The 21089-nt window shown below is 52.4% G+C and carries 20 protein-coding genes; 8 read left to right on the forward strand and 12 right to left on the reverse strand.

The features are described from left to right. Positions 1 to 16: 16 nt before the first annotated feature. A complete protein-coding gene (locus F456_RS0110095) occupies positions 17 to 1450 on the forward strand; it encodes an aminotransferase-like domain-containing protein (protein WP_018976906.1) in 1434 nt (477 codons plus the stop codon). Between the two features lie 84 nt (positions 1451 to 1534). Here F456_RS0110095 and F456_RS0110100 read toward each other — a convergent pair whose 3' ends face one another. From F456_RS0110100 to F456_RS0110120, 4 genes are all read right to left on the reverse strand, one after another. Then, complete coding sequence (locus F456_RS0110100) at positions 1535 to 2200, reverse strand: NAD(P)H-dependent oxidoreductase (protein WP_018976907.1); 666 nt, start codon at positions 2198 to 2200, stop codon at positions 1535 to 1537. A gap of 303 nt (positions 2201 to 2503) precedes the next feature. Next, positions 2504 to 3061 (reverse strand): hypothetical protein, encoded by a 558-nt coding sequence (locus F456_RS0110110; RefSeq protein WP_018976909.1) that lies wholly within the window; start codon positions 3059 to 3061, stop codon positions 2504 to 2506. A gap of 233 nt (positions 3062 to 3294) precedes the next feature. Next, entirely contained in the window at positions 3295 to 3939 is a 645-nt protein-coding gene (locus tag F456_RS0110115; RefSeq protein ID WP_018976910.1) for a pyroglutamyl-peptidase I, read from the reverse strand. A 112-nt stretch (positions 3940 to 4051) separates the two neighbouring features. Then, entirely contained in the window at positions 4052 to 5035 is a 984-nt protein-coding gene (locus tag F456_RS0110120; protein WP_018976911.1) for an aldo/keto reductase, read from the reverse strand. A 242-nt stretch (positions 5036 to 5277) separates the two neighbouring features. Between F456_RS0110120 and F456_RS0110125 the strand changes: the two genes are divergently transcribed. Beyond that, positions 5278 to 5793, forward strand: a complete 516-nt coding sequence (locus F456_RS0110125) for a hypothetical protein (protein WP_018976912.1) — start codon at positions 5278 to 5280, stop codon at positions 5791 to 5793. Between the two features lie 101 nt (positions 5794 to 5894). Here F456_RS0110125 and F456_RS22295 read toward each other — a convergent pair whose 3' ends face one another. The 8 genes from F456_RS22295 to F456_RS0110165 all read right to left on the reverse strand — a co-directional run bounded on the left by F456_RS22295 (position 5895) and on the right by F456_RS0110165 (position 13807). Further along, positions 5895 to 7799 (reverse strand): acyltransferase family protein, encoded by a 1905-nt coding sequence (locus tag F456_RS22295; RefSeq protein ID WP_018976913.1) that lies wholly within the window; start codon positions 7797 to 7799, stop codon positions 5895 to 5897. Between the two features lie 252 nt (positions 7800 to 8051). Then, on the reverse strand, positions 8052 to 9122 hold the full coding sequence (locus tag F456_RS0110135; RefSeq protein ID WP_018976914.1) for an ABC transporter substrate-binding protein: 1071 nt from the start codon (positions 9120 to 9122) through the stop codon (positions 8052 to 8054). Then, complete coding sequence (locus F456_RS0110140; protein ID WP_018976915.1) at positions 9119 to 9940, reverse strand: ABC transporter permease; 822 nt, start codon at positions 9938 to 9940, stop codon at positions 9119 to 9121. The genes F456_RS0110135 and F456_RS0110140 overlap by 4 nt, the downstream gene beginning before the upstream one ends. Then, on the reverse strand, positions 9937 to 10755 hold the full coding sequence (locus F456_RS0110145; protein WP_018976916.1) for an ABC transporter permease: 819 nt from the start codon (positions 10753 to 10755) through the stop codon (positions 9937 to 9939). The genes F456_RS0110140 and F456_RS0110145 overlap by 4 nt, the downstream gene beginning before the upstream one ends. Further along, entirely contained in the window at positions 10745 to 11872 is a 1128-nt protein-coding gene (locus tag F456_RS0110150; RefSeq protein WP_026293793.1) for an ABC transporter ATP-binding protein, read from the reverse strand. Before F456_RS0110150 ends, F456_RS0110145 begins: the two co-directional genes overlap by 11 nt. A gap of 502 nt (positions 11873 to 12374) precedes the next feature. Beyond that, positions 12375 to 12590 carry a cold-shock protein gene (locus F456_RS0110155; RefSeq protein WP_018976918.1) on the reverse strand — a complete coding sequence of 72 codons (216 nt, stop codon included), beginning with the start codon at positions 12588 to 12590 and terminating at the stop codon, positions 12375 to 12377. A gap of 134 nt (positions 12591 to 12724) precedes the next feature. Then, positions 12725 to 12925 carry a cold-shock protein gene (locus F456_RS0110160; protein WP_018976919.1) on the reverse strand — a complete coding sequence of 67 codons (201 nt, stop codon included), beginning with the start codon at positions 12923 to 12925 and terminating at the stop codon, positions 12725 to 12727. Between the two features lie 327 nt (positions 12926 to 13252). Beyond that, positions 13253 to 13807, reverse strand: a complete 555-nt coding sequence (locus tag F456_RS0110165; RefSeq protein WP_018976920.1) for a guanylate kinase — start codon at positions 13805 to 13807, stop codon at positions 13253 to 13255. Positions 13808 to 14114: 307 nt separating this feature from the next. On the opposite strand from F456_RS0110165, the gene pepT reads away from it, so the two are divergent. The 6 genes from pepT (at position 14115) to F456_RS0110200 (ending at position 20813) form a co-directional block, all read left to right on the forward strand. Beyond that, positions 14115 to 15350: a peptidase T gene (gene pepT / locus F456_RS0110175; protein ID WP_018976922.1), complete on the forward strand. Its 1236-nt coding sequence runs from the start codon at positions 14115 to 14117 to the stop codon at positions 15348 to 15350. Positions 15351 to 15368: 18 nt separating this feature from the next. Continuing rightward, positions 15369 to 15974: a pentapeptide repeat-containing protein gene (locus F456_RS0110180; RefSeq protein WP_018976923.1), complete on the forward strand. Its 606-nt coding sequence runs from the start codon at positions 15369 to 15371 to the stop codon at positions 15972 to 15974. Between the two features lie 259 nt (positions 15975 to 16233). Continuing rightward, positions 16234 to 17181 carry an aldo/keto reductase gene (locus tag F456_RS0110185; protein ID WP_018976924.1) on the forward strand — a complete coding sequence of 316 codons (948 nt, stop codon included), beginning with the start codon at positions 16234 to 16236 and terminating at the stop codon, positions 17179 to 17181. Positions 17182 to 17677: 496 nt separating this feature from the next. After that, a complete protein-coding gene (locus F456_RS0110190; protein ID WP_018976925.1) occupies positions 17678 to 18799 on the forward strand; it encodes a 5-methyltetrahydropteroyltriglutamate--homocysteine S-methyltransferase in 1122 nt (373 codons plus the stop codon). 276 nt (positions 18800 to 19075) lie between these two features. Next, positions 19076 to 19696, forward strand: a complete 621-nt coding sequence (locus F456_RS0110195; RefSeq protein ID WP_026293795.1) for an acetate uptake transporter — start codon at positions 19076 to 19078, stop codon at positions 19694 to 19696. Positions 19697 to 20081: 385 nt separating this feature from the next. Continuing rightward, positions 20082 to 20813, forward strand: a complete 732-nt coding sequence (locus F456_RS0110200; protein ID WP_026293796.1) for a DsbA family oxidoreductase — start codon at positions 20082 to 20084, stop codon at positions 20811 to 20813. The last annotated feature ends 276 nt before the right edge of the window (positions 20814 to 21089 follow it).

A 21089-nucleotide genomic window follows, 5' to 3' on the forward strand; every position in this document is an offset into this window, starting at 1 on the left:
CGAAAGGAGAACCGCTATGAACTGGAAACCCTCTGCCCATCCTCATCATACGCTGCAGGCACAGATCTCCTCCTGGATTGCCGGACGTATCGAGCACGGGGATTGGACATCCGGTACACGCCTGCCTCCACAGAGGGAACTTGCCTCCCGCTTCGGTGTAAACCGCAGTACAGTTCAGGCTGCGCTCGACGAACTTAAGGCCGACGGCTTGCTGGAATCCCGTCAAGGCTCCGGTGTCTTCGTTTCAGGCAGCGCTTGGAATGCACTGCTGACCCGTTCCCAGCCAAACTGGCAGCGGCATATTCGTGCCAGCGTGCATAAGCCGAACCGGCATACAATTCGGCTGATTAATGGCAGTGAACCGGATCCTTCATTCATTCGGCTCGGAACCGGCGAACTTTCACCGGACTTGCTGCCCGCCAAGGAATTTGAAGACTCACTGCGCGACCTAAGGCTCGACTCCCGGGCACTCGGTTATTCCGAACCGCTCGGTAGTCTTCGTCTTCGGCTGGCGCTATGCCGTCATCTGGAAAGCCTGGGTATCTTCGCGAAGCCGGAAAACATCTGCATCGTCTCCGGCGCGCTGCAGGCGCTGCAGCTAATTGCCGTCGGTCTGCTTGAGGAAGGATCTACTGTATTCCATGAATCGCTCTCTTACTTGAACTCTGTGCATCCGTTTCAGTCGGCTGGAATGCGTATGCTGAGCTTTCGCCAGGAGCCTCAGTTGAAGGAGAAGCTAGTACGGGCCACCAGAGGGCGCCAATCGCTGCTGTATGCTGTGCCTACGCTAAATAATCCGACTGGCCACAGTTGGAGTGCCTTGGAACGTTCTCACGTATACAATGTCTGCTCGGAACTGCGCATTCCGATCGTTGAAGACGACGTCTACCGCGATCTGCTGTTCGCTCCGGGACTTCCCCCTATCAAAGCGGCAGATTCCTCAGGCCAGGTGCTCTATCTCGGCAGCCTATCGAAGTCACTCAGCCCAGGACTTCGAATTGGTTGGGTCGTCGCTCCATCGCCCGTCGCAGCACGGTTGGCGGATGTGAAGATGCAGACCGACTACGGTTCCAGCGCATTCTCACAGGAGATCGCCGCACACTGGCTCGAATCCGGTCTGCATCAGCGCAATACCGAACGGCTGCGCGGCGAGCTTGGGCTGCGAGCGGCTTTCGTCCAAGAAACACTGCACGCCTCGTTTCGTGGTCTGGCCGAATGGAATTCACCGGAAGGCGGCTTCTACATCTGGCTGCGTTTCCTTCGCCCGATCGTAGACAAAAGCTTTTTCCGCCTCCTGCTCAATCGTAAAATCTTGATCAATCCGGGCTATCTTTACGACCCGGATGATCAACACCACATTCGACTCTCTTACGCATATGCATCGTACGAGGAAATGCGTACGGGACTCGAAGCGCTGCGTCAAGAAGCGGAACGCGCCGGAAACTGCTGATTTTATGCCGGCATGCCGGATCAACCGAAAAAAGGCCCATCCCTTGAGGGGCGGGCCTTGTCTTTGTTCAAATCGAGCTGCTTCTTACACCCAACGAATAACGTCTTCCGGTGCCCGACGCGTCTGTGGGCGAGGGTCCTTGGTCCGGTAACCGAAGGCTGCCATTACACTGACTCTGTAAGCTCCATCCTCCAGCAGACCCTCTTCTTCCAATACTTTGTCCAGCTTAACGCGGTTGAAGCCTTCGATCGGGCAGGAATCGATCCCAATCTGTGCGGCAGCCGTCATCATATTGCCTAGCGCAATATACGTCTGCTTCGACGCCCAGTCGAACAGACTGCGCTCGTCGCGCAGGTCGAAGTCCTCTACCTGGAACGTTTTGTAGATCTCACCCGTCATGCGGTCGACCAAATCCTGAGGATAGCCTTTGACGTTCAGCATTTGCTCTACCAGGTAAGGCGAGTCATAGCGCACGTTGCTGCGGGTCAGGATGACAACAAAATGACTTGCTGTTGGCAGCTGTCCCTGAGCGCCCCATGATACGGCGCGAATCTTCTCGCGCAGTTCCGGGTTCTGCACAACGACGAATTTCCATGGTTCCAGACCGATGGAGCTCGGCGACAGTCGTGCGGTTTCCAGAATGAATTCAAATTCTTCAGCCGGAATTTTCCGGTCGGGATCAAAACTCTTGGTTGCGTGTCTGAATCGGTAGGCATCCAGAATTTCATTACGTTTTGCTTCGCTGCTCATCAAACGGGCCACCCTTCTGGTATATGCGTAAATCGATAATAACTTACTTTTAATTACCGATTCATTCTACAGCTTTTTCGCATGTCGGTCAATCGGTAGATGTACGCGATGCTTCAGTAAGCGGAATACGACGAAAGATTCTTCTTTCCGATCGTACATCTCCCTTATGAAATCGAAAGTGCTGCTTCTATTAAAAAAAGAAATCCGCACAGAAAAAGCCTCTTTCGGCCAAGGCCGAAAGAGGCTTTTAAACACGACAGCAGGACGATCATCAAGATCGTCCTGCTGTCGCAGCTTATTTACTCATACGCTAACATCGAAATTGCGACCGACTTTTACCGACTTTGCCGGCTCGGAGCGATTCTCCCAAGGTTGAATCGTTCCCGGAGCGACCGGTGCAGCATAAAGCGATCCCGGCGACTCAAGCGCCCCCAGCATAGCACGGGCATAATCGTCTCCGCCCCGCGGCGAAGCTTGACGGGCTGGAGTCGGCTCTGGTGCCGATTCTTCCTCAGTCTCTTCAGGCAAAGAGAAGGTCGGCTGCTCTTCCTGCTCCGATTCGAAAACATCCCGGTCCGGACGTCCCTGAACTGTAAATTCCGGGCGCTCTCCATTGGCCGCATCCAACAGGGCAATGTGGCGTTCAAGCAGCGCGATATGACGACGAAGGCGTATCGCCCGCTGTTCACGGTCCGGCACCGAAGCCGGCAGCTGAAGTACACGCGAAAGTTCCGCTTCCAGACTGACTTTGCGATTTTCCAACGGCGCTTTGCCATGACGGCTCGGTGTATAGGAAGAATTCAAAGCCGGCAGGCCGTTGATGGAAGATATAGGACTTGTTCTGCCTTGTATACTGCTCATTGACGCCATCCGCCTTTCCCGGTTAAGAATACAAATATAGTCGAATGCCCAAGATACCTGCACGGTCCATCACTGTGAATGTGCTTAACACACACAGAGATTACTTATTCCGTATAACTTACCCCGTTTTTATCAGATGTAACAGCTTAACGCAAAAAAACTTGCCGAATCCGGAAAATCCGGTTCCAGCAAGTCAGTTTTCCACAAAATCGGAGAATGAGCTTCTTCAAGCATTATCCCAATTTTGCAGAGGTCTTAACGGACTCAACGGCTTCGATCGTCGTCTTGACGATAAGGCGCAGCGCATCAAGCAGGGTCTCCTGCGGCAGCGAGGGCAGGGAAGGCTTAAGCGCTGCAAGCTTGGTCGAAGCCGGAAAATGCACGAAGCCCGCAAGCGTATCCGATCTCTGCTCCCGCAAAGTATCCAGCAGCGCGTACATTGTATTGTTGCAGATATAAGTTCCTGCCGTATTGGATATGGAGGACGGAATACCGGCTGATCGCAGTTCTTCCGTGATTCGCCGAATCGGAAGCGTAGCGAACAGACCGTCCGGTCCGTCTGCACGAATCGGCTCATCTTTCGGACTACGACCGGTATTGTCGGCGTAAGATTCCGTATCCTTGATATTAATCGCGATCCGCTCGGGCGTGATAGCTGTACGTCCTGCTGCCAGACCACAGGCGATAACCGCGTCCGGGCGCAGCCGTTCCGTTTCCGCAAGCAGCTTTTCGGCACAATCGTCGTAATGAACCGGAAGCAGCAGCGTATGAATCTCCGCATCTCCAAAATTTTCGGCCGCAATCTGCTCCATCAGCTCCTGCGTCGGATTAATCGGCGAATCGCCGAACGGTTCGAAGCCCGAAATGAGAATTTTCATAAATAGATTCCTCCGTCGGTTTTAGCTTATCTTACCATCTTCCTCTTCTTTCGGAACAGCAGAGGAATACCAACAAGGCGCTTCACCCTCCCGCTTAATCAGAGCCTGTCAATCAGATCTCGCCCCGAATATGCGGCTTGACCTCGTTCTGATAAAATTCAGCCAGCTTCCGGCTCTCTTCCGCATCGTATCCCGGCACCTGGGCCGAGCCCAGATTATCTTCGACCTGGCGCACGCTCTTGAACCCCGGAATAATAGTAGTGACGCCCGGCTGATCGAGAATCCAGCGCATCGATGCACGAGCCATATCGCCGCGGCCTTCCGCAATCCATTTCAATTTCTCCGCCAGCTCTACGCCTTTATTGAACGGCAGTCCCGCAAATGTCTCACCGACGTTAAACTGCTCGCCGTTGGCATTGAAATTCCGGTGGTCATTTTCCGCGAAGGTACTGGCTTGAGTAAACTTGCCCGTCAGCAGCCCGCTTGCCAGCGGAAGCCGAACGAGAATGCCCACGCCCTTCTCTGCCGCTTTTGGGAAAAGTTCCTCTGCCGGCGTCTGGCGCAGCAGATTGAAAATGACTTGAAGCGCACTTACACCGGGCACATCCAGACAGAGCAAGCCCTGTTCCACCGTTTCTACACTGACTCCATAATGCCGGATCTTTCCTTCCTGCTTCAGCTTGTCCAGCACACCGAATACGGAACCGTCTTTCAGAATCTCCGTCGGCGGACAGTGAATCTGGTACAGATCGATTTGCTCGCGTTCCAGGCGCTTCAGACTGTCCTCGCAGTAACGCCGTACCGCTTCTTCCGAGTACGTGGCCGGATCATGAATATCTCCCGCCCGGCAGAACTTGGTCGCGATATGAATCTCGTCCTCGCGCCCTTTTGTAGCCTGTGCCAGCAGTTTTTCCGCATGACCTCCGCCGTATACGTCTGCCGTATCGAAGAAGTTGACACCTTCCTCCATTGCACGCTGCAGTCCTTTGATTGCTTCTTCGTCGTTGGAATTGCCCCAGTCCCCGCCGATTGCCCATGTCCCAAAGCTTACCTCGCTGATGTTCAGATCCGTTTTGCCCAGCTGTCTGTAATTCATGATTCCGCCTCCTTTAGCGATTTACTTTACTCTTATAATGTACGAAAAGAAGTAAGCGATTGCAAAATTTTAATCGAAAACGACAGCTTTCCGACAAATCGGTCTCGGGACCGAGCACTTCTCAACCCTCTGCAGGAGGCGGACGTGCCCGTCCAGTCGTATAGTAGATATAGAGTATTAGGCGTCTGCCGTTCCAAGCTGCACTGCATCAACATATCTCATCAAAAAGAGGAGAGGTTGTTATGTCAAAAAAAGCGATTCTGGGGCCGCTGCTGATTCTGCTCGGCGCATTTCTGCTGCTGGGACAGGGAACCGGTATGAGTTCAGGTACAATCTTCGCTTATTTCTGGGCGACGCTGTTCATCCTGCCGCTCGGCCTGTTCTTCCACTGGATGTATTTCTCAATGACCCGAGGCCGCGCTCCCGGACTGCTGATTCCCGGTGGTGTCCTCATTGCCGTCGCTATCGTTTGTCAAATCTCCATGCTGTTCGACGTTTGGGATATCATGTGGCCGGGCTTCATTTTGGCTCCAGCTGTCGGACTATTCGAGTTCTACTGCTTTGGAGGCCGCAACCGCTGGCTGCTTATTCCGATCAGCATCCTGACCGTTCTGTCTCTGCTGTTCTTCGCGGTCTTCTCCATCGAAGCGCTGACAACCCGAACGTTTATGGATCAGCCGCTGTTGGTCTTCCTGCTGATCGGACTGGGCGCACTGCTGCTGGTACCGTTCAGCAGAAAACGCAAAGTTGAAATCTGAAGCCTGTCTGGTCATACGAAAGCCCCTTGTTCCGTATTGAGCGGAACAAGGGGCTTTCGTTATTGTATCTCCAAAAGCATCCGACATACCCAAGGTGCCAATCAGCTGCCTTTAAGCGCGCTGACCAGCAGCTGCGTATACGCACGTGCACCAGCAGGCATCAAGTGTACACCGTCTTTGGCGAAGTAATCGTCGCGGCCGGCGCTGGCCGAATACCAATCGACCAGCAGCACACGATCATCGCGCTGCGCAGCCCGTTCCAGTGCGCTGTTCACGACACCTTCCCATGGACGCGGAACTCGCGTATTGACCAGCACAATTTGCCGGGCATTCGGCAGTTTCGCCAGCAGTTTGTTCAACTGTTCATCCGTAAACGATCCGTTCGTTCCAAGCTGAATGATGACGGTCGATCCGACCTGTCCTGCAGCATTCAACTGATCCATCAGCGCGGGTGCCTGCGACATCTGACGACCGACCAGCCCGTCGATCTTGATGCCCGGCAGCTCCGCTGTCAGATATGGCTCGATATCGAGCATAACGGAGTCTCCGATCGCAGTCATCCCAATACCTGCACCTGCAGGCAGCGGAGTCTCAGCCTGCCCACCTGCCGCAGTTCCAGCGGCAGCTTGTACAACATCCGAGACCTGCACATTCGCCGCCGGAGCATCCGTGCCCGCGTATGGCGTCTGCGCTTCAGCCGGTGGTGCCAGTACATTCATCAGAACGCCGAGCACCAGGATCAATCCTGCTGCAGAACCCAGCGTACTGGCGATACGCTTGCGTCCGACACCGGGTTCTCGCATAACGCGGCGCCACCATTTGCCGAACTCACCTGTTCGAACTGGCTGTTCGATATACCGGTACGACAGCTCCGCGAACAAAAAAGTAGCAAACAGCTGCAGCAAAATGCGAACCATATTGGGTCCGCCCGTATTAACGAGAGGTGTCGTCAATACAATGACGGGATAATGCCATAGGTACAATCCGTAGGAACGAGAACCGATCCAGCGCAGCGGCTTCGCACCCAATACCCGTCCCAACCGGCAGGCTGGGTGCGCCAAAGCCGCGACAAGAATAGTCGTGGCCAGCGACAGCAGGACCATGCCGCCGCGATACAGAAACGTTCCGTAGTCGTTGGACTTGAAGATCAGTATGGCAATGACGATCAGACAGATCGTAGCCGTAATATCGAGCGTTTTGGTCGCCGACTTCGAAATATTGGTCTTAAGCTTGCGGCTCGGCCAGACAACGGCCAGTGCCGCACCGATCAGCAGCGAAAACAGCCGCGTATCGGTACCGTAATAGACTCGGCTTGGGTCCTCGCCCGGCCGGTACATAATCGCCATCGCCAAGGCAGATGCCAGAGCCAGACCGGCTAATACGATAGCCAGTTTGCCTCGATTTTTCTGCGCCAAGATCAGACCGATGCCCAGCAGTACGGGCCAGAAGATATAGAACTGCTCTTCAACGGCCAGCGACCACAGATGACCGAGCGGCGACAAAGGACCGAAGCTCTGGAAGTAAGAAACTTCATGGAAGATCGACCACCAGTTGCTGTAATACAGAAGCGCCGCCGGCACGTCCCCCAGCATAGCCGGCAGTCGGGAACGATCGACCAGAATTGACCATAGTACCGTTACCAGCACGACGACCAGCATAGCAGGCAGCAGCCTTTTGGCGCGGCGAATCCAGAAGTCTTTCATGTCGAATTTGCCTGTGCGATCCCACTGTGCCAGCAGGATATCCGTGATCAGATAACCTGACAGCACAAAAAACATGGTGACGCCAAGCAGCCCGCCGGGCGCCCATTGCGTATGAAGATGATAGGCGATAACTGCCAAGACAGCCAGTGCGCGCAGTCCGTCTAGCCCCGGCATATAACGACCTGCCCCCGGCTTGGGTTGACCGGACGCCTGACTTTGCCGGCCTACCGGACGGGATTCTTCCCTCCCATAGCGGCGATTTTCGCTTTTCGCCTCATTTTCTGCATATTGTCCGTTGATCATGGCCACTGCCCTTTCGATAATTCGGATTCTGTAAGGCTTCTTCGAATTTTGAACCGGCAGCCCGATCTTTATCGAGCCCCGAATATACTAAACCCTATTATAAGCAGGTCGCGCGGCGATATCCAGAACAAGACCGTTTTTTTCCAGTAGAGACTGCTTAATTCGCAAAAAAAGCCGCCTTCATGCGCAATTACGCATGAAGACGGCATAGCTGTAGAAAAACAATAGTCGGATTATTCAGGAACCGCCTACTTAGGAACCGTTCATTTTGAATCGCAGGAACAGTTCATTGTAATGCACCAGCATCTTTTTCCCCAGATTCTCATACACTTCGAGATGCGCAGTCAGCTCGTCTGGCGGATAGAAACGCTCGTCGCTTGAGACATCCTCCGGCAGCAGAGCGAGCGCAGCATCGTTCGGCGTCGAATATCCGACGTATTCCGTATTTTGCGCATTTACTTCCGGATCGAGCATGAAGTTGATGAACTGCATCGCTCCGTCAACGTTCTGCGCTGTTTTCGGAATGACCATGTTGTCGAAGTAAAGGTTCGAGCCCTCCTCAGGCACGACATAATCCAGTTCTTCGTTCTCGCTCATGATCTCCGAAGCGTCGCCCGAGAAGACAAGTCCCGCCGCCGCTTCGTCGTTGGCCAGCAGCAGCTTGATTTCGTCGCCCACAATCGCTTTGACGTTCGGGGACATCCCCATGAGCTTATCCAGCGCCTCCTGCAGATGTTCCTCGTTCGTATCATTGAGCGAGTAGCCCAGGCTGGCCAATCCGGTACCGATCACTTCGCGAGCCCCGTCCGTCAGCAGCAGATCGTTGCGCAGCGAAGGGTCCCATAGGTCTTCCCAGCTCTCAAATGTGAGATCCGTCAGGTTCGGATTATAGACAACGCCGAGCGTCCCCCAGAAATACGGCATGGAGTATTTGTTGTCCGGATCGAATGATAAGTTCATAAATTTGGAGTCAATGTACTGCATATTGGGAATCTTGTCGTGATCGAGTGGAATCAGCAGGTTGTCAGCCCGCATCTTCTCGATCGCATAATCGGACGGTACGGCTACGTCGAACGTCGTACCGCCCTGCTCGATCTTGGTCAGCATCGCTTCGTTCGAATCGAAGGTCTGATAGATGACCGTAATACCCGTTTCTTCTTGAAAACGGTCCAGCAGTTCGGGATCGATATAATCGCCCCAGTTATAGATGGTCAGCGTGTTGCCGCTGCTGTATCCCTGGCTGGAATTCAACCGATTGGCCAAGAGAATCAGCGCCAATGCGGCGACCAGAATTAGGATCAAGGTGCGTGTCATCGACTTCATCTCGGCACCCCCATTCGGGCGGCCGGTTCGCCGCTTCTGCGCTTCTCACTGCGCCGCGTCGAAATATAATAAGCGACAACCAGGAAGATCGTGAACAGGAAGATCAGCGTAGACAGCGCATTGATCGACAGCGATACGCCCTGACGCGCCCGCGAATAGATTTCGACGGCAAGCGTCGAATAGCCGCTTCCCGTTACGAAAAAGGTAACGGCAAAGTCGTCCAACGAGTAGGTCAGCGCCATAAAGAAGCCGCTGAAAATACCCGGCCGGATAAACGGCAGGATGACTTTGGTCAGGACGTCGCGCCGGCTGGCTCCGAGATCGCGCGCGGCATCGATCAGCGTCGGACTCATCTCCTGCAGCCTCGGCAGGATCATCAGCACCGCGATCGGGATACTGAATGCGACGTGCGAGATCAAGACCGAAGCAAAGCCCAGTTTAATGCCTACAAGCGTAAATAGGATCAAGAACGATGCCCCGATAATCACGTCCGGACTAACAATCAAGACGTTGTTAAGTGACAAAAGCGTGTTTTTGAAGCGTGCACGCCGCATGTTCTGGATTGCAAGAGAGCCGAACACTGCGATCACGGTCGCAATTGTCGACGAGAGCAGCGCAATGACCAGCGTGTTGATCACGATGATAATCAAGCGCGTGTCGGCGAACACTTCTTTGTAGTGATCCAGTGTAAAGCTCTCAAAATCGTGCATCGTTCCGCCGCTGTTGAACGAATAGTACATTAAGTAGAGAATCGGCGCGTACAGCACAGCGAATACAAGCACCAGATACAGATTGGAGATTCCGTTCTTTTTCCTCATCTTCGCACCCCTTTCCGATTGCCGCCGGTCAGGAACATGATGACGGCCATGGCGAAGATCAAGAATACGGCGACAGTCGAGCCCATTCCCCAGTCCTGTGTGACGAGGAAGTGCTGCTCGATCGCCGTACCGAGCGTGATTACTTTATTGCCCGCGATCAGCCGCGTAATCATGAACAGCGACAGCGCCGGAATAAACACCGAGATGCAGCCCGCCTTTACTCCGGAAAGCGTCAGCGGAAAAATAACCCGACGGAACGTGATCCAGCTCGATGCCCCTAAATCGCGGGCAGCATCGGTAAGCGACACGTTCAGCTCTTCAAGCGCGTTATAAATCGGCATGATCATAAACGGTACGAAGATATAGATCGATACGAATACGAAGCTTCCGCTCGTGAACAGCAGCTGCTGTTCCCCGATCCCGATTGCGCCAAACAGCGCATTGATCGGGCCGTACGTGCCGAAGATGCCGATAAACGCATACGTTTTCAGCAGCAGATTAATCCATGTTGGCAGGATAATCAACAGCAGCCAGAGCTGCTTATGCTTGGTCCGCGTCAGCAGGTAAGCTGCCGGATACGCAATCAGCAGTGAAAACAGCGTAATCAGGAACGCGTACCAGAAAGAACTGATCGTCATTTTCAGGTACACGGGAGTGAAGAAATCGACGTAGTTGGATAATGTAAAATGGCCTTCCACATCGAGCAGCGAATAATAGACGACCAGCACGACAGGCGCGATAACAAACAGCACGACCCACAGATAATAAGGAATGTAGGCGAGCGATCGCGCGTTTCCGCTGCCCTTACCGTTCATGAGACACGACTCCCGCTTCTTCCTCGTCCTCTTCATATGCTTCGAGACGTCGGTCGTACTCTTCTTCCGTTTCTCCGAAGCGCATGACGTGGATAGCTTCCGGATCGAAAGTCAGTCCGATCTGCGCGCCGACCTCAGCCCGCTTGGTCGAATGGACGAGCCATTCCTGACCGGATTCGTCATAGCAGCTGATCTCATAATGTACGCCGCGGAACAACTGTGAATCGACGCGCACTTTAAGCTTCCCGGCTTCGTGTGTAGTGATCTCCAGATCCTCCGGGCGCACCACAATTTCGATCGGTTCGTTCGGACGAAGACCGGCATCCACGCACTCGAACCGTTTGCCATTGAATTCGACCAGATAATCTTCGATCATCACGCCCGGTACGATATTCGATTCTCCGATAAAATCCGCTACAAAACGATTGATCGGCTCGTCATAAATATCATTCGGCGTTCCGCTCTGCTCGATTCGGCCTTCATTCATAACGAAAATATAGTCCGACATGGCCAGCGCTTCCTCCTGATCATGCGTGACGAAGATGAATGTAATGCCCAGCCGCTGCTGCAGCTCACGCAAGACATACTGCATCTCGGTGCGCAGCTTAAGATCCAGCGCGGACAGCGGCTCATCGAGCAGCAGCACTTCCGGTTCGTTGATAATCGCCCGGGCGATTGCGACGCGCTGCCGCTGGCCGCCCGACATCTCGGTGATCGCACGATTTTCATAACCGTCCAGATTGACCATATTCAGCGCTTCGGTAACTTTGGCCGCGATTACGTCTTTTTTCATCTTTTTGATTCGCAGCCCAAAAGCCACATTTTCAAACACATTCAGATGAGGGAACAATGCATAGTCTTGAAAGACTGTATTGACCTGCCTCTTCTCCGGCGGTACCTTATTGATGACCCGTCCGCCCAGATAAATCGATCCTCCCGTCGGTTCCATAAATCCGGCGATCATGCGCAGGATTGTTGTTTTGCCGCAGCCCGAAGGGCCCAGCAGCGTATAGAACTTGCCTCGCTCGATTTCAAAGTCGATATTTTTCAGGACTGTCAGTCCGTCTTCATAGGTCTTCGTCACGGATTCGAAACGAATAATATTTGGCTCTGCGATGGCGAAACCCCTCCTCTGGCATCAAGATACCCGGACCCTGATCGGCTCCGGTACGTTTCTTCTATTACCTTTATGCTTAAACGCTCTATCCGCTATTCTATAGAAAAAAATGCCTATATGCTACATTTCTGTGTATACGCAGATCGCTTTCTTGGTCAAACCAAGCAAGCTTATCCCCGTTATCCTGTAGTTATCCCAGATTTCGGTGTATAAATGACCCAAGTCTTTCGTTTTCACGACTTTTCCACATGTGGATAACGTTTTTTGGTTTGTATTCTTATCCACACATTGCCTTTCGGCACAACTTTAACTTTACCTTCATTTTTCTGTCTTTCCCAATGATACGAGCAGCTATTATGTATAATGATTTAATCAAAATCCCCTTAAAACGCAAAAAATCACCTTCGGTCCGCCGCTCACTGCGAGCGATCCATACCGAAGACGATTTTTAATCTGCTTCCATGCCTGAGTCATGCGACTCTTTTCATTCCGGGTGCCGATATTATGGAGTCTCCGGCTTAGGTTCGCCGGTCGGATTGGCCAGTACCGGAAGAAGCTTCGTATCACGCTTCATCGGAGACGAACAGATTGGACACGTAGGTACGTCCTCGAACGAAAAGTTATCTCTCATCCATCCCTTGCATTCTTCCTGCTCGCAAGTCCATACTGCGATACTTTCTTTTACCAGTTCTTCGTCCTGCTTTTTACGAAAATACATGCACGATGCCTCCCCGTCTTGGATAGGGCCGCGACCGGTCCCGTTTATGTCGGATTATTGATATTCGGACGCGCCGAATTGAAAAAAGGACCGCTCTCAACGCATGGTTAAGAGCAGTCCGTTCTTTTAGTTGCTTACAGCTTTGTAACGTTCTCAGCTTGTGGTCCACGGTTGCCTTCAACGATGTTGAACTCAACGCGCTGTCCTTCGTCGAGGGTTTTGAAACCGTCGCCTTGGATTGCGGAGAAGTGTACGAATACGTCGCTTCCGCCTTCAACTTCGATGAAGCCGTAACCTTTTTCTGCGTTAAACCATTTTACTGTTCCTGTTTCCATGAGAGAAAACCTCCAAAAATTTTATTCCGGAGCTTTGGAGATATTCCAAGTTCCGGCAACATGCATTTTTTTGCTCCGTGGGGATCTAAAAAAATCACACATTGGAAAAGGTTCCATAAACGATTGATGAACCCATACATGACAACCCTTTCCAATATGCGAGATCAGGATGTTCGTTCGCTGTTACTAAGATATTACCACAGCATACTCTTAAAAGCAAACGTTTCCGCTATTCATTTCGGCATTTGGGAGGCATTCAAGAGCTTGTACGCTCGCTTTAAGTCATGCTGGGCGCGGGAAAAACCCCTTTAACTTTTTTCAAAAGAATTACTCTGCAGCCGCTGCTCCGAGAAGCGGACGCAGTGCGCGAATGATTTGGCCTGCTCGCTCCAGAGCGCCTTCTCCGCTGCGTACGATCAAATCACAGTTCTCCAATGCATCGATCTCTTCCTCATAACCGGCAAGCCGCGTCTTGATTTGTTCGATATCTGATCCGCGTGCGATCAGACGTGCTTCGCATTCCGCACGCGAAGCCGATACCCCAATCAACAGCACGCGGTCGCCGAGCCGTTCGCGTGCAATCCGAGCTCCGCTTGCATCAAGGACGATCGAATGAAGCCCTCCACTCGCCGTTTCCTCGATTGAAGCCAGCGACGTACCGTACAGGTGACCGCGGTATTCGCTTGTCTCAAGCATCTGGCCTTCAAGCATCATACGCTCCAACACTTTGCGATCCGTAAAATGATAGTCGACACCGTTAACTTCACCTTCTCGCGGCGCTCTCGAGGTCCAGGTTACGATGCGCGGCAGCCCCAACACTGCCTGAAGCGTCGTTTTGCCCGAAGCGCTCGGACCTTGAAAAACAACCAATGATATATTCATGCCCAAACCTCCGTTCATTTTTTCATTTGCTTATTTGTTTATTGAATTGGCCAAACTCCAACAGTGTTTCTTCTATTCTTATCTTACATGCTGCGGCCTTAGGCGTTCCGACTTTTTCGGCAAAAAGTATTGTCGCATGTTTGCCGCCCCCGTGCCAGAGGACATTTCTATCCCCTGCTGAGACGACTTCGCCTGGTTGATCCGTATAGACCCTCTTGGTGCTTTCGCTTTTTCCGAAATCCTTTTTCGTGCTAAACTGACGGTATGCGCGCATCGGCGCGACTTAACGGAAAGAAGGGATTTACCCATGAAAAAAGAGCTGATCGAACGTCTCGACCGATACGCCCGTTTTGATACCCAATCCAATGAAGAAAGCGAAACCTGCCCGTCGACTCCGGGACAGATGAAGCTGGCCGAGCAGCTCGTGCGCGAGCTGACGGAAATGGGCATGGAGGAAATTACCCTTGATGACAACGGCTATGTGATGGCAACTCTTCCGGCCAATACGGACAAGGAGAATGTTCCGGTTATTGGATTCCTTGCGCATCTCGACACGGCGACCGAACTGACCGGAGCCAATGTGAATCCTCAAATCGTAGAAAGCTACGACGGCGGCGATATCATTCTCAACAAAGAGCTCGGTATCGTGCTGTCGCCGCGTGAGTTCCCTGAATTGAAACATTATGTAGGTCACACCCTCATGACGACTGACGGTACAACGCTTCTCGGTGCCGACGACAAAGCCGGCATGGCCGAGATTATGACCGCCATGAACCATCTGATCGCGCATCCCGAGATTAAGCACGGTAAGATTCGCGTCGCCTTTACTCCCGACGAGGAAATTGGCCGCGGTCCGCAGCGTTTCGATGTCGAAGCATTCGGCGCGAAGTATGCCTATACGATGGACGGAGGCCCGATTGGCGAGCTGGAATACGAAAGTTTCAATGCCGCAGCGGCAAAAGTAATCATTAAAGGCGTCAGCGTTCACCCGGGTACGGCTAAAGGCAAAATGATCAACGCAGCGAAGATTGCGATGGAGTTCCACCGTCGTCTGCCGGAGCAGGAGTCGCCGGAGTTTACGGAAGGATACGAAGGCTTCTACCATCTGCTCGATATTAATGGAGGAACCGATCAGACGACCCTTTCCTACATTATTCGTGACTTTGACCGCGAAAGCTTCGAGAACCGCAAAAAAACGATGCAGCTTATCGCCGACGAGTTCCGTCAAACGTACGGCGAAGAGAATGTCATCCTAGAGCTGCGGGATCAGTACTACAATATGCGCGAGAAGATCGAACCGGTCATCGAGATTGTTCATATTGTGCGCGAAGCGATGGAGAAGCTCGATATCAAGCCAGATATTCGTCCGATTCGCGGCGGCACCGACGGCTCCCAGCTGTCTTACATGGGCCTGCCGACACCGAATATCTTCACCGGCGGCGAAAACTACCATGGTCGTTATGAATATATTTCCGCTGACAACATGGTTAAGGCAGCCGAAGTCCTGCTTGAAGTGATTCAGTCGTTCGAGCGGCAAGCTTAAGAGAAAGGACGGCTGCTCATGTTCGAATACGAAAATCAAAACTACGAAGACGTCGACTTCGGCGCGCAGCAGCTGAGAGACGGCGAGCTGACAAATTGCACATTCGTACGCTGCCGATTCGTCTATGGATCGCTTGAAGAGATCTTGACGCGAAACTGCCGGTTTACGGAATGTGACTTCCGCGGCGCTTCATTGAACGGGTCGATCCATATCGAAACGGCATTTGAGAACTGCAGCTTCATTGAAGCCAATCTGTTTGCAGCCAAGTTCGACAGCTGTAAAATGACCGGTTCCGACTTTTCCGGCGCCAAGCTGGACGGGTTTACCGTTGTACGCGGCGACTGGTCGTACACCAATCTCCGCCACGCCCGTCTGGACCGTCAGGACTTGCGTGGTGCACGCTTTTTCGAAGCGGACCTATCTGAGACGAGTCTGCAAAAAGCCGATCTGCGCGGTGCAGACCTGACCCGCTGTCAGCTTGGCAAAGCAAAGCTTCAAGGCGCAGACCTGCGGGATGCGGTGCTGGACGGCGTCGATTTCAAAGCGCTGGATGTAAAAAATGTACGGATGGACCGGGAGCAGGCTGTGCTGTTCATGCGCTCGTATGGAGCCAAAGTCGATTGAAAAGATGGATTGAAAAGATAGCTTGAAAAGGTAGATTGAAGCGAAAAGGAGGACTCCCTTGAGGAAGTTCTCCTTTTCTGTATCGGCATCATCTCCCTTCTCCCGAATGGGTTTGTCGGAATTTTTCGTTAATCGAAATTTCTTTTTGGGTAAGTAAACGGGATATACGGCGGGCTGCGCCTCTTCGGCACAGGCATTCCGTCTGCTTTATTTGTCTATTTCTTATCTACTTCTATTTTCGGAAAGCGAGGTTTTTGCAATGACGAACGCAGCAAGCGAAAAAGTTACATTGGGTAAAAGCGGTCTTAAGGTTACCCCTGTCGGCCTGGGCACCAATGCCGTCGGCGGCCACAACCTCTTTCCTAACTTAGACGAAGAAGCTGGTAAAGCGTCGGTACGTACAGCGCTGAACAGCGGCATCAACTTTCTGGATACGGCGTTTATCTACGGACCAGGTCGTTCCGAAGAGCTGATCGGCGAGGTGCTGAAAGAGTATGGGCGCCGCGACGAGATCGTCATCGCAACCAAAGGCGGGCACAAATTCGTCGGTGAAGACGTAGTGCTCGACAATTCCCCTGCCTTCCTACGAGAATCGGTAGAAGCCAGCCTCAAGCGCCTGGGCACCGACTATATCGACTTGTACTACATTCACTTCCCTGACGAAAGTACGCCGAAGGACGAAGCCGTAGGCGAACTGGCCAAGCTGAAGCAGGAAGGCAAAATCCGTTCGATCGGCGTTTCCAACTTCTCCATGGACCAGCTGCGCGAAGCGAATAGAGACGGGCACGTCGATGTGTTCCAGGGCGAATACAACCTGTTCAAACGCGGCGCGGAAGCGGAGCTGCTGCCGTATGCAAAAGAGAACGGCATCTCGTTCGTCCCTTACTTCCCGCTGGCTTCCGGCCTGCTGACCGGCAAATACAGTGCAGGCGACAAATTGGATGAAAGCAAGCTCAAGGACCCGATGTTCCAAGGTGAAACCTTCAAGCGCAATGTGGAAAAAGTTAACCGCCTGCGCGAGATCGCCGGTGTACAAGGTGCGAGCATCGCCAACATCGTTCTCGCTTGGTACTTGACCCAAGACGCGATCGACGCTGTCATTCCGGGTGCGAAGAACGACGATCAGGTTGCTGCCAATCTGAAGACGCTCGACGTCAAGCTGACGCCGGAGCAGATCGAACAGATTGATTTCTTGTTCCGGGATTAAAAAAACGCGGCCTGTAAAGGTCGCTTCAGGTTGTCGAGAAAGTTACATAGGCGCAAAAAGCGAGAAGACTTCAAGAGAAATTCGTTCCGGTCGCGTGTTGAAATCGGGAAAAGCGATCAAATTTCAATGGAATTTTCCCGATTTCAAAGGCGAACACTATCGTTCCTTCACTGAATTTATCTCTCCGCTTTCTCGCTTCTAGCTATGTTAGACTTTCTCGACATGTTGAACGCGACCTGAAAAGGTCGCGTTTTTTATATGGATTTGTCTAGTGTTTTTATCGATCACGCTGCTGCCAAGCTGGGCACTTCCTTTACAAGCAAATAAATGTACCCGATCAATTGTCCCGACCAGATTTACAATCCCGACAAGCTCTGTTAGGATTCCATATAAAGTCAGCTTTATCGGTACAACGCACGACAGCACCAAGGTCTGCGGAGAATCGGCCAAGAACATACATACGCCGAAATTCATCTAAAAGATAGGAGAATGGAACATGACACAAGCTTCGAATACGGGAATCTGGCGCACGACGGCTCCTTTCCGCGCCGATCAGGTCGGCAGCCTGCTGAGACCGGAATCGATCAAACAGGCACGGCTGCAGCTTGCGGCCGGAGAGATCGACGCAGCGCGGCTAAAAGCAGTCGAGGATGAGGAGATCAAACGCACCGTTCAGCTGCAAAAAGACACCGGCATGCAGGTTGTCACGGATGGCGAATTCCGCCGCGCTTGGTGGCATTTCGACTTCCTGGAGAATCTGGACGGCGTAGAAGGCTTCTCTCCTGAGTCCGGTATCCAGTTTCACGGCGTTACAACTAAAGCCCATGCAATCAAAATAACGGGCAAAATCGACTTCACCGATCACCCGATGCTCGATCATTACCGTTTCCTTCATTCTGTCGCAGACGGAGCTACGGCGAAAATGACTATTCCGAGTCCCAATATGCTGCAGTTTCGGGGCAAAAACGAGTATCCTCTATATGAAGATCACGAGGCACTGCTGCACGACTTGAGCGTAGCTTACCGCAAAGCGATCCAAGCTTTCTATGATGCGGGCTGCCGTTATCTCCAGCTCGACGATACGTCGTGGGCGATCTTCTTCACTGGCAATATGCCAGAAGTGTTCCGTGCTAAAGGCTTCACTATGGAACAGCTGCAGGAGTATTCCGTTCGCTGCATCAATGAAGCGATCAAAGACAAGCCGGCGGATATGATCATCACCATGCATATCTGCCGCGGCAACTTCCAATCCACTTGGACCGCTTCCGGCGGTTACGATGCCGCTTCGGAAGCGATCTTCCAAGGACTTAAGCTGGATGGCCTGTTCCTGGAATTCGATGACGAGCGTTCCGGCTCGTTCGAGCCACTGCGATACGTGAATCGACCGGACCTTCAAGTCGTACTTGGTCTTGTGACTTCAAAATTTGGCGATCTTGAAGACAAGGAAGTCATTAAGCGCCGCATCGACGAAGCCGCGCGCTACGTCTCGTTGGATCAATTGTGCCTGAGTCCGCAGTGCGGTTTTGCTTCCACAGAGGAAGGCAATCTGCTGACTGAAGGACAACAGTGGGATAAACTGCGCCATGTTGTGGAAATCGCTCAAGAAGTCTGGAAATAGACATCTTCCTTTATACCGATGAACGAAAAGCCCCAAATCGCGGCAAACGCGCGTCGGGGCTTTTCTTATTATGAAATTTTTTCGGAAAATTTTCGTCAAAAACAGCATTTTATATTCATTTCGTTTCCTTTTTCAGGTACAATGTGGCAGGCAAGTACGTTGCGCGGTTCTATAGTCGACGTACACGTTCCGGGCAACCGGAACCATAACGGAGTATCCGGCCGGCGGATGTCTGCCATACCGATCACAATCATAGTTGGAGGAATCAAAAGAATCATGAATCAGCAATCCCCTTCCGCCGTCAAAGTCATTACCGCCGATCCCGGCGCAATCGGCCTGTTCGGCCTGGCCATCGTCACACTTGTTGCTTCGTCACAGAAGCTCGGTCTGACTGAAGGCCTCAGCTACGCCGCTTCTTGGGCAGTTTTCCTGGGCGCACTCGCCCAGCTCTTCGCCGCTATTCAGGATGCGAAGCACAACAACACATTCGGCATGACCGCTTTCGCTGCCTATGCGTTTTTCTGGTTTGCGATGGCGACCAACTGGCTGATGAAAATGGGCACCTTCGGTCCCGAACTTGCCTCCGCCGTTGACGGGAAGCAGCTCGGTTTCGCTTTTGCCGGATATTTAATATTCACTCTGTTTATGACGATTGGAGCCATGGAGACGAATAAAGTACTGTTCTTTATTTTCTGTCTGATCGATATTCTGTTCCTCGGTCTTGCGCTGGACGCCTTCGGCGCTCCAGGATTCTTCCACGATCTGGCTGCTTACGCGGAACTGGGAATCGGCCTGCTTTCGCTGTACGGCTGCGGTGCCAACGTACTGAACGTTCACTTTGGCCGCGAGTTCCTGCCGATCGGCAGACCATTCGGTATTTTCAAAGCACGTCCGTAAGACGGATCACAGCGGTACCGCTGGCTCATCTATAGAAGATGGAGTTCAGCCTTGCCGTTGGCTCGTTCATAGAAGACGGGGCGCAGCCTCGCCTCCACGTGAAGAAAGTACACGGAGAAGGCACACCCTGCAGTCAAAATATTCATCTGAAGCGTCTGCACGTTATCCGCTTCGCAATCCCGCCCGCGCCGGTCCGCGAGGCGGGATTTTTGTTGTGGGTGCATTTTGGAAGACAACACTTAATAAGCTTATCGAAAACACTTGATTTACTTACTAAATGTAACTATAATAATTTTAAGTAAGTAATTTAAAGCCGTTTCGTTTATTCTTCTTCGCTTATCATGGAGATTCCCGAATGACGGACCCGGCAAAAGGAGCCTTTTTCATGAAAATTGAAGTATGGTCGGACTTTGTCTGCCCGTTTTGTTATATCGGTAAGCGCCGCCTTGAACAAGCTTTGGAACGTTTCCCGCACAAAGCCCAGGTGGAAGTCGTCTACAAGAGCTTCGAACTCGATCCAAACTTTTCCCGCGAAGCGAACGACAACGATATCCATGATCTGCTCGCTGGCAAGTACGGTATGAGCCGCGAGCAGGCCATTGCTTCGAACCGCAGCGTCGGCGAAGCAGCCAATAGTGTCGGTTTGAATTTCGATTTCGACCGGATGCGTTACACCAACACGTTCGACGCACACCGTCTCGCTCATTTTGCAGCAGAAAAAGGCTTGTCGCACGCTCTGACTGAACGGCTGTTGAAAGCTTACTTCACGGAGGGTGCTTTCCTTAACGACCATGAAGCGGTAGCGAAACTTGCCGAAGAAGCCGGATTGGACAAAAATGAAGCGCTGAATGTACTGCAGTCGGATGTCTACAGCGAGAATGTACGAGCCGACGAAAATGAAGCCATGCAGCTCGGCGTACGCGGCGTGCCATTCTTCGTGCTGGACGAGAAGTTTGCCATTTCCGGCGCACAGCCGGATTCGGTCTTCGATCAGGCATTGGAACGCGCTTGGAGCGAACGCTCGCCGCTGACCGTGCTGGGCGAAGATTTGACGTCGGGGGATGCCGACGGATGCTTCGACGGTTCGTGCGCAGTCCCTCAAGCCAAACCCGAGTAATTTAGATTCCGATACAGGGCTTGATTCTCGGTTTCTTTTCTCAGCAGCGTGTCCGCACTTAATGTTTCAGTCCGTGACGAATGTTTGGGGATATGACGAAGAGTGGATTTGGCCACGTATTGAGGCTTCCGTTTATAGGATTGGAAATCTCAGGACTGCGAGGAATTATGTAAAGATTGGTGAATTCTAATTACGTTAGGTACCTCTGCAGATCTTAGGCACTCTAACGAATTCTAATTACGTTAGGTACCTCTGCAGATCTTAGGCACTCTAACG

This window comes from Saccharibacillus kuerlensis DSM 22868 (genome assembly GCF_000378145.1).
GTDB classification, from domain to species: Bacteria; Bacillota; Bacilli; order Paenibacillales; family Paenibacillaceae; genus Saccharibacillus; species Saccharibacillus kuerlensis.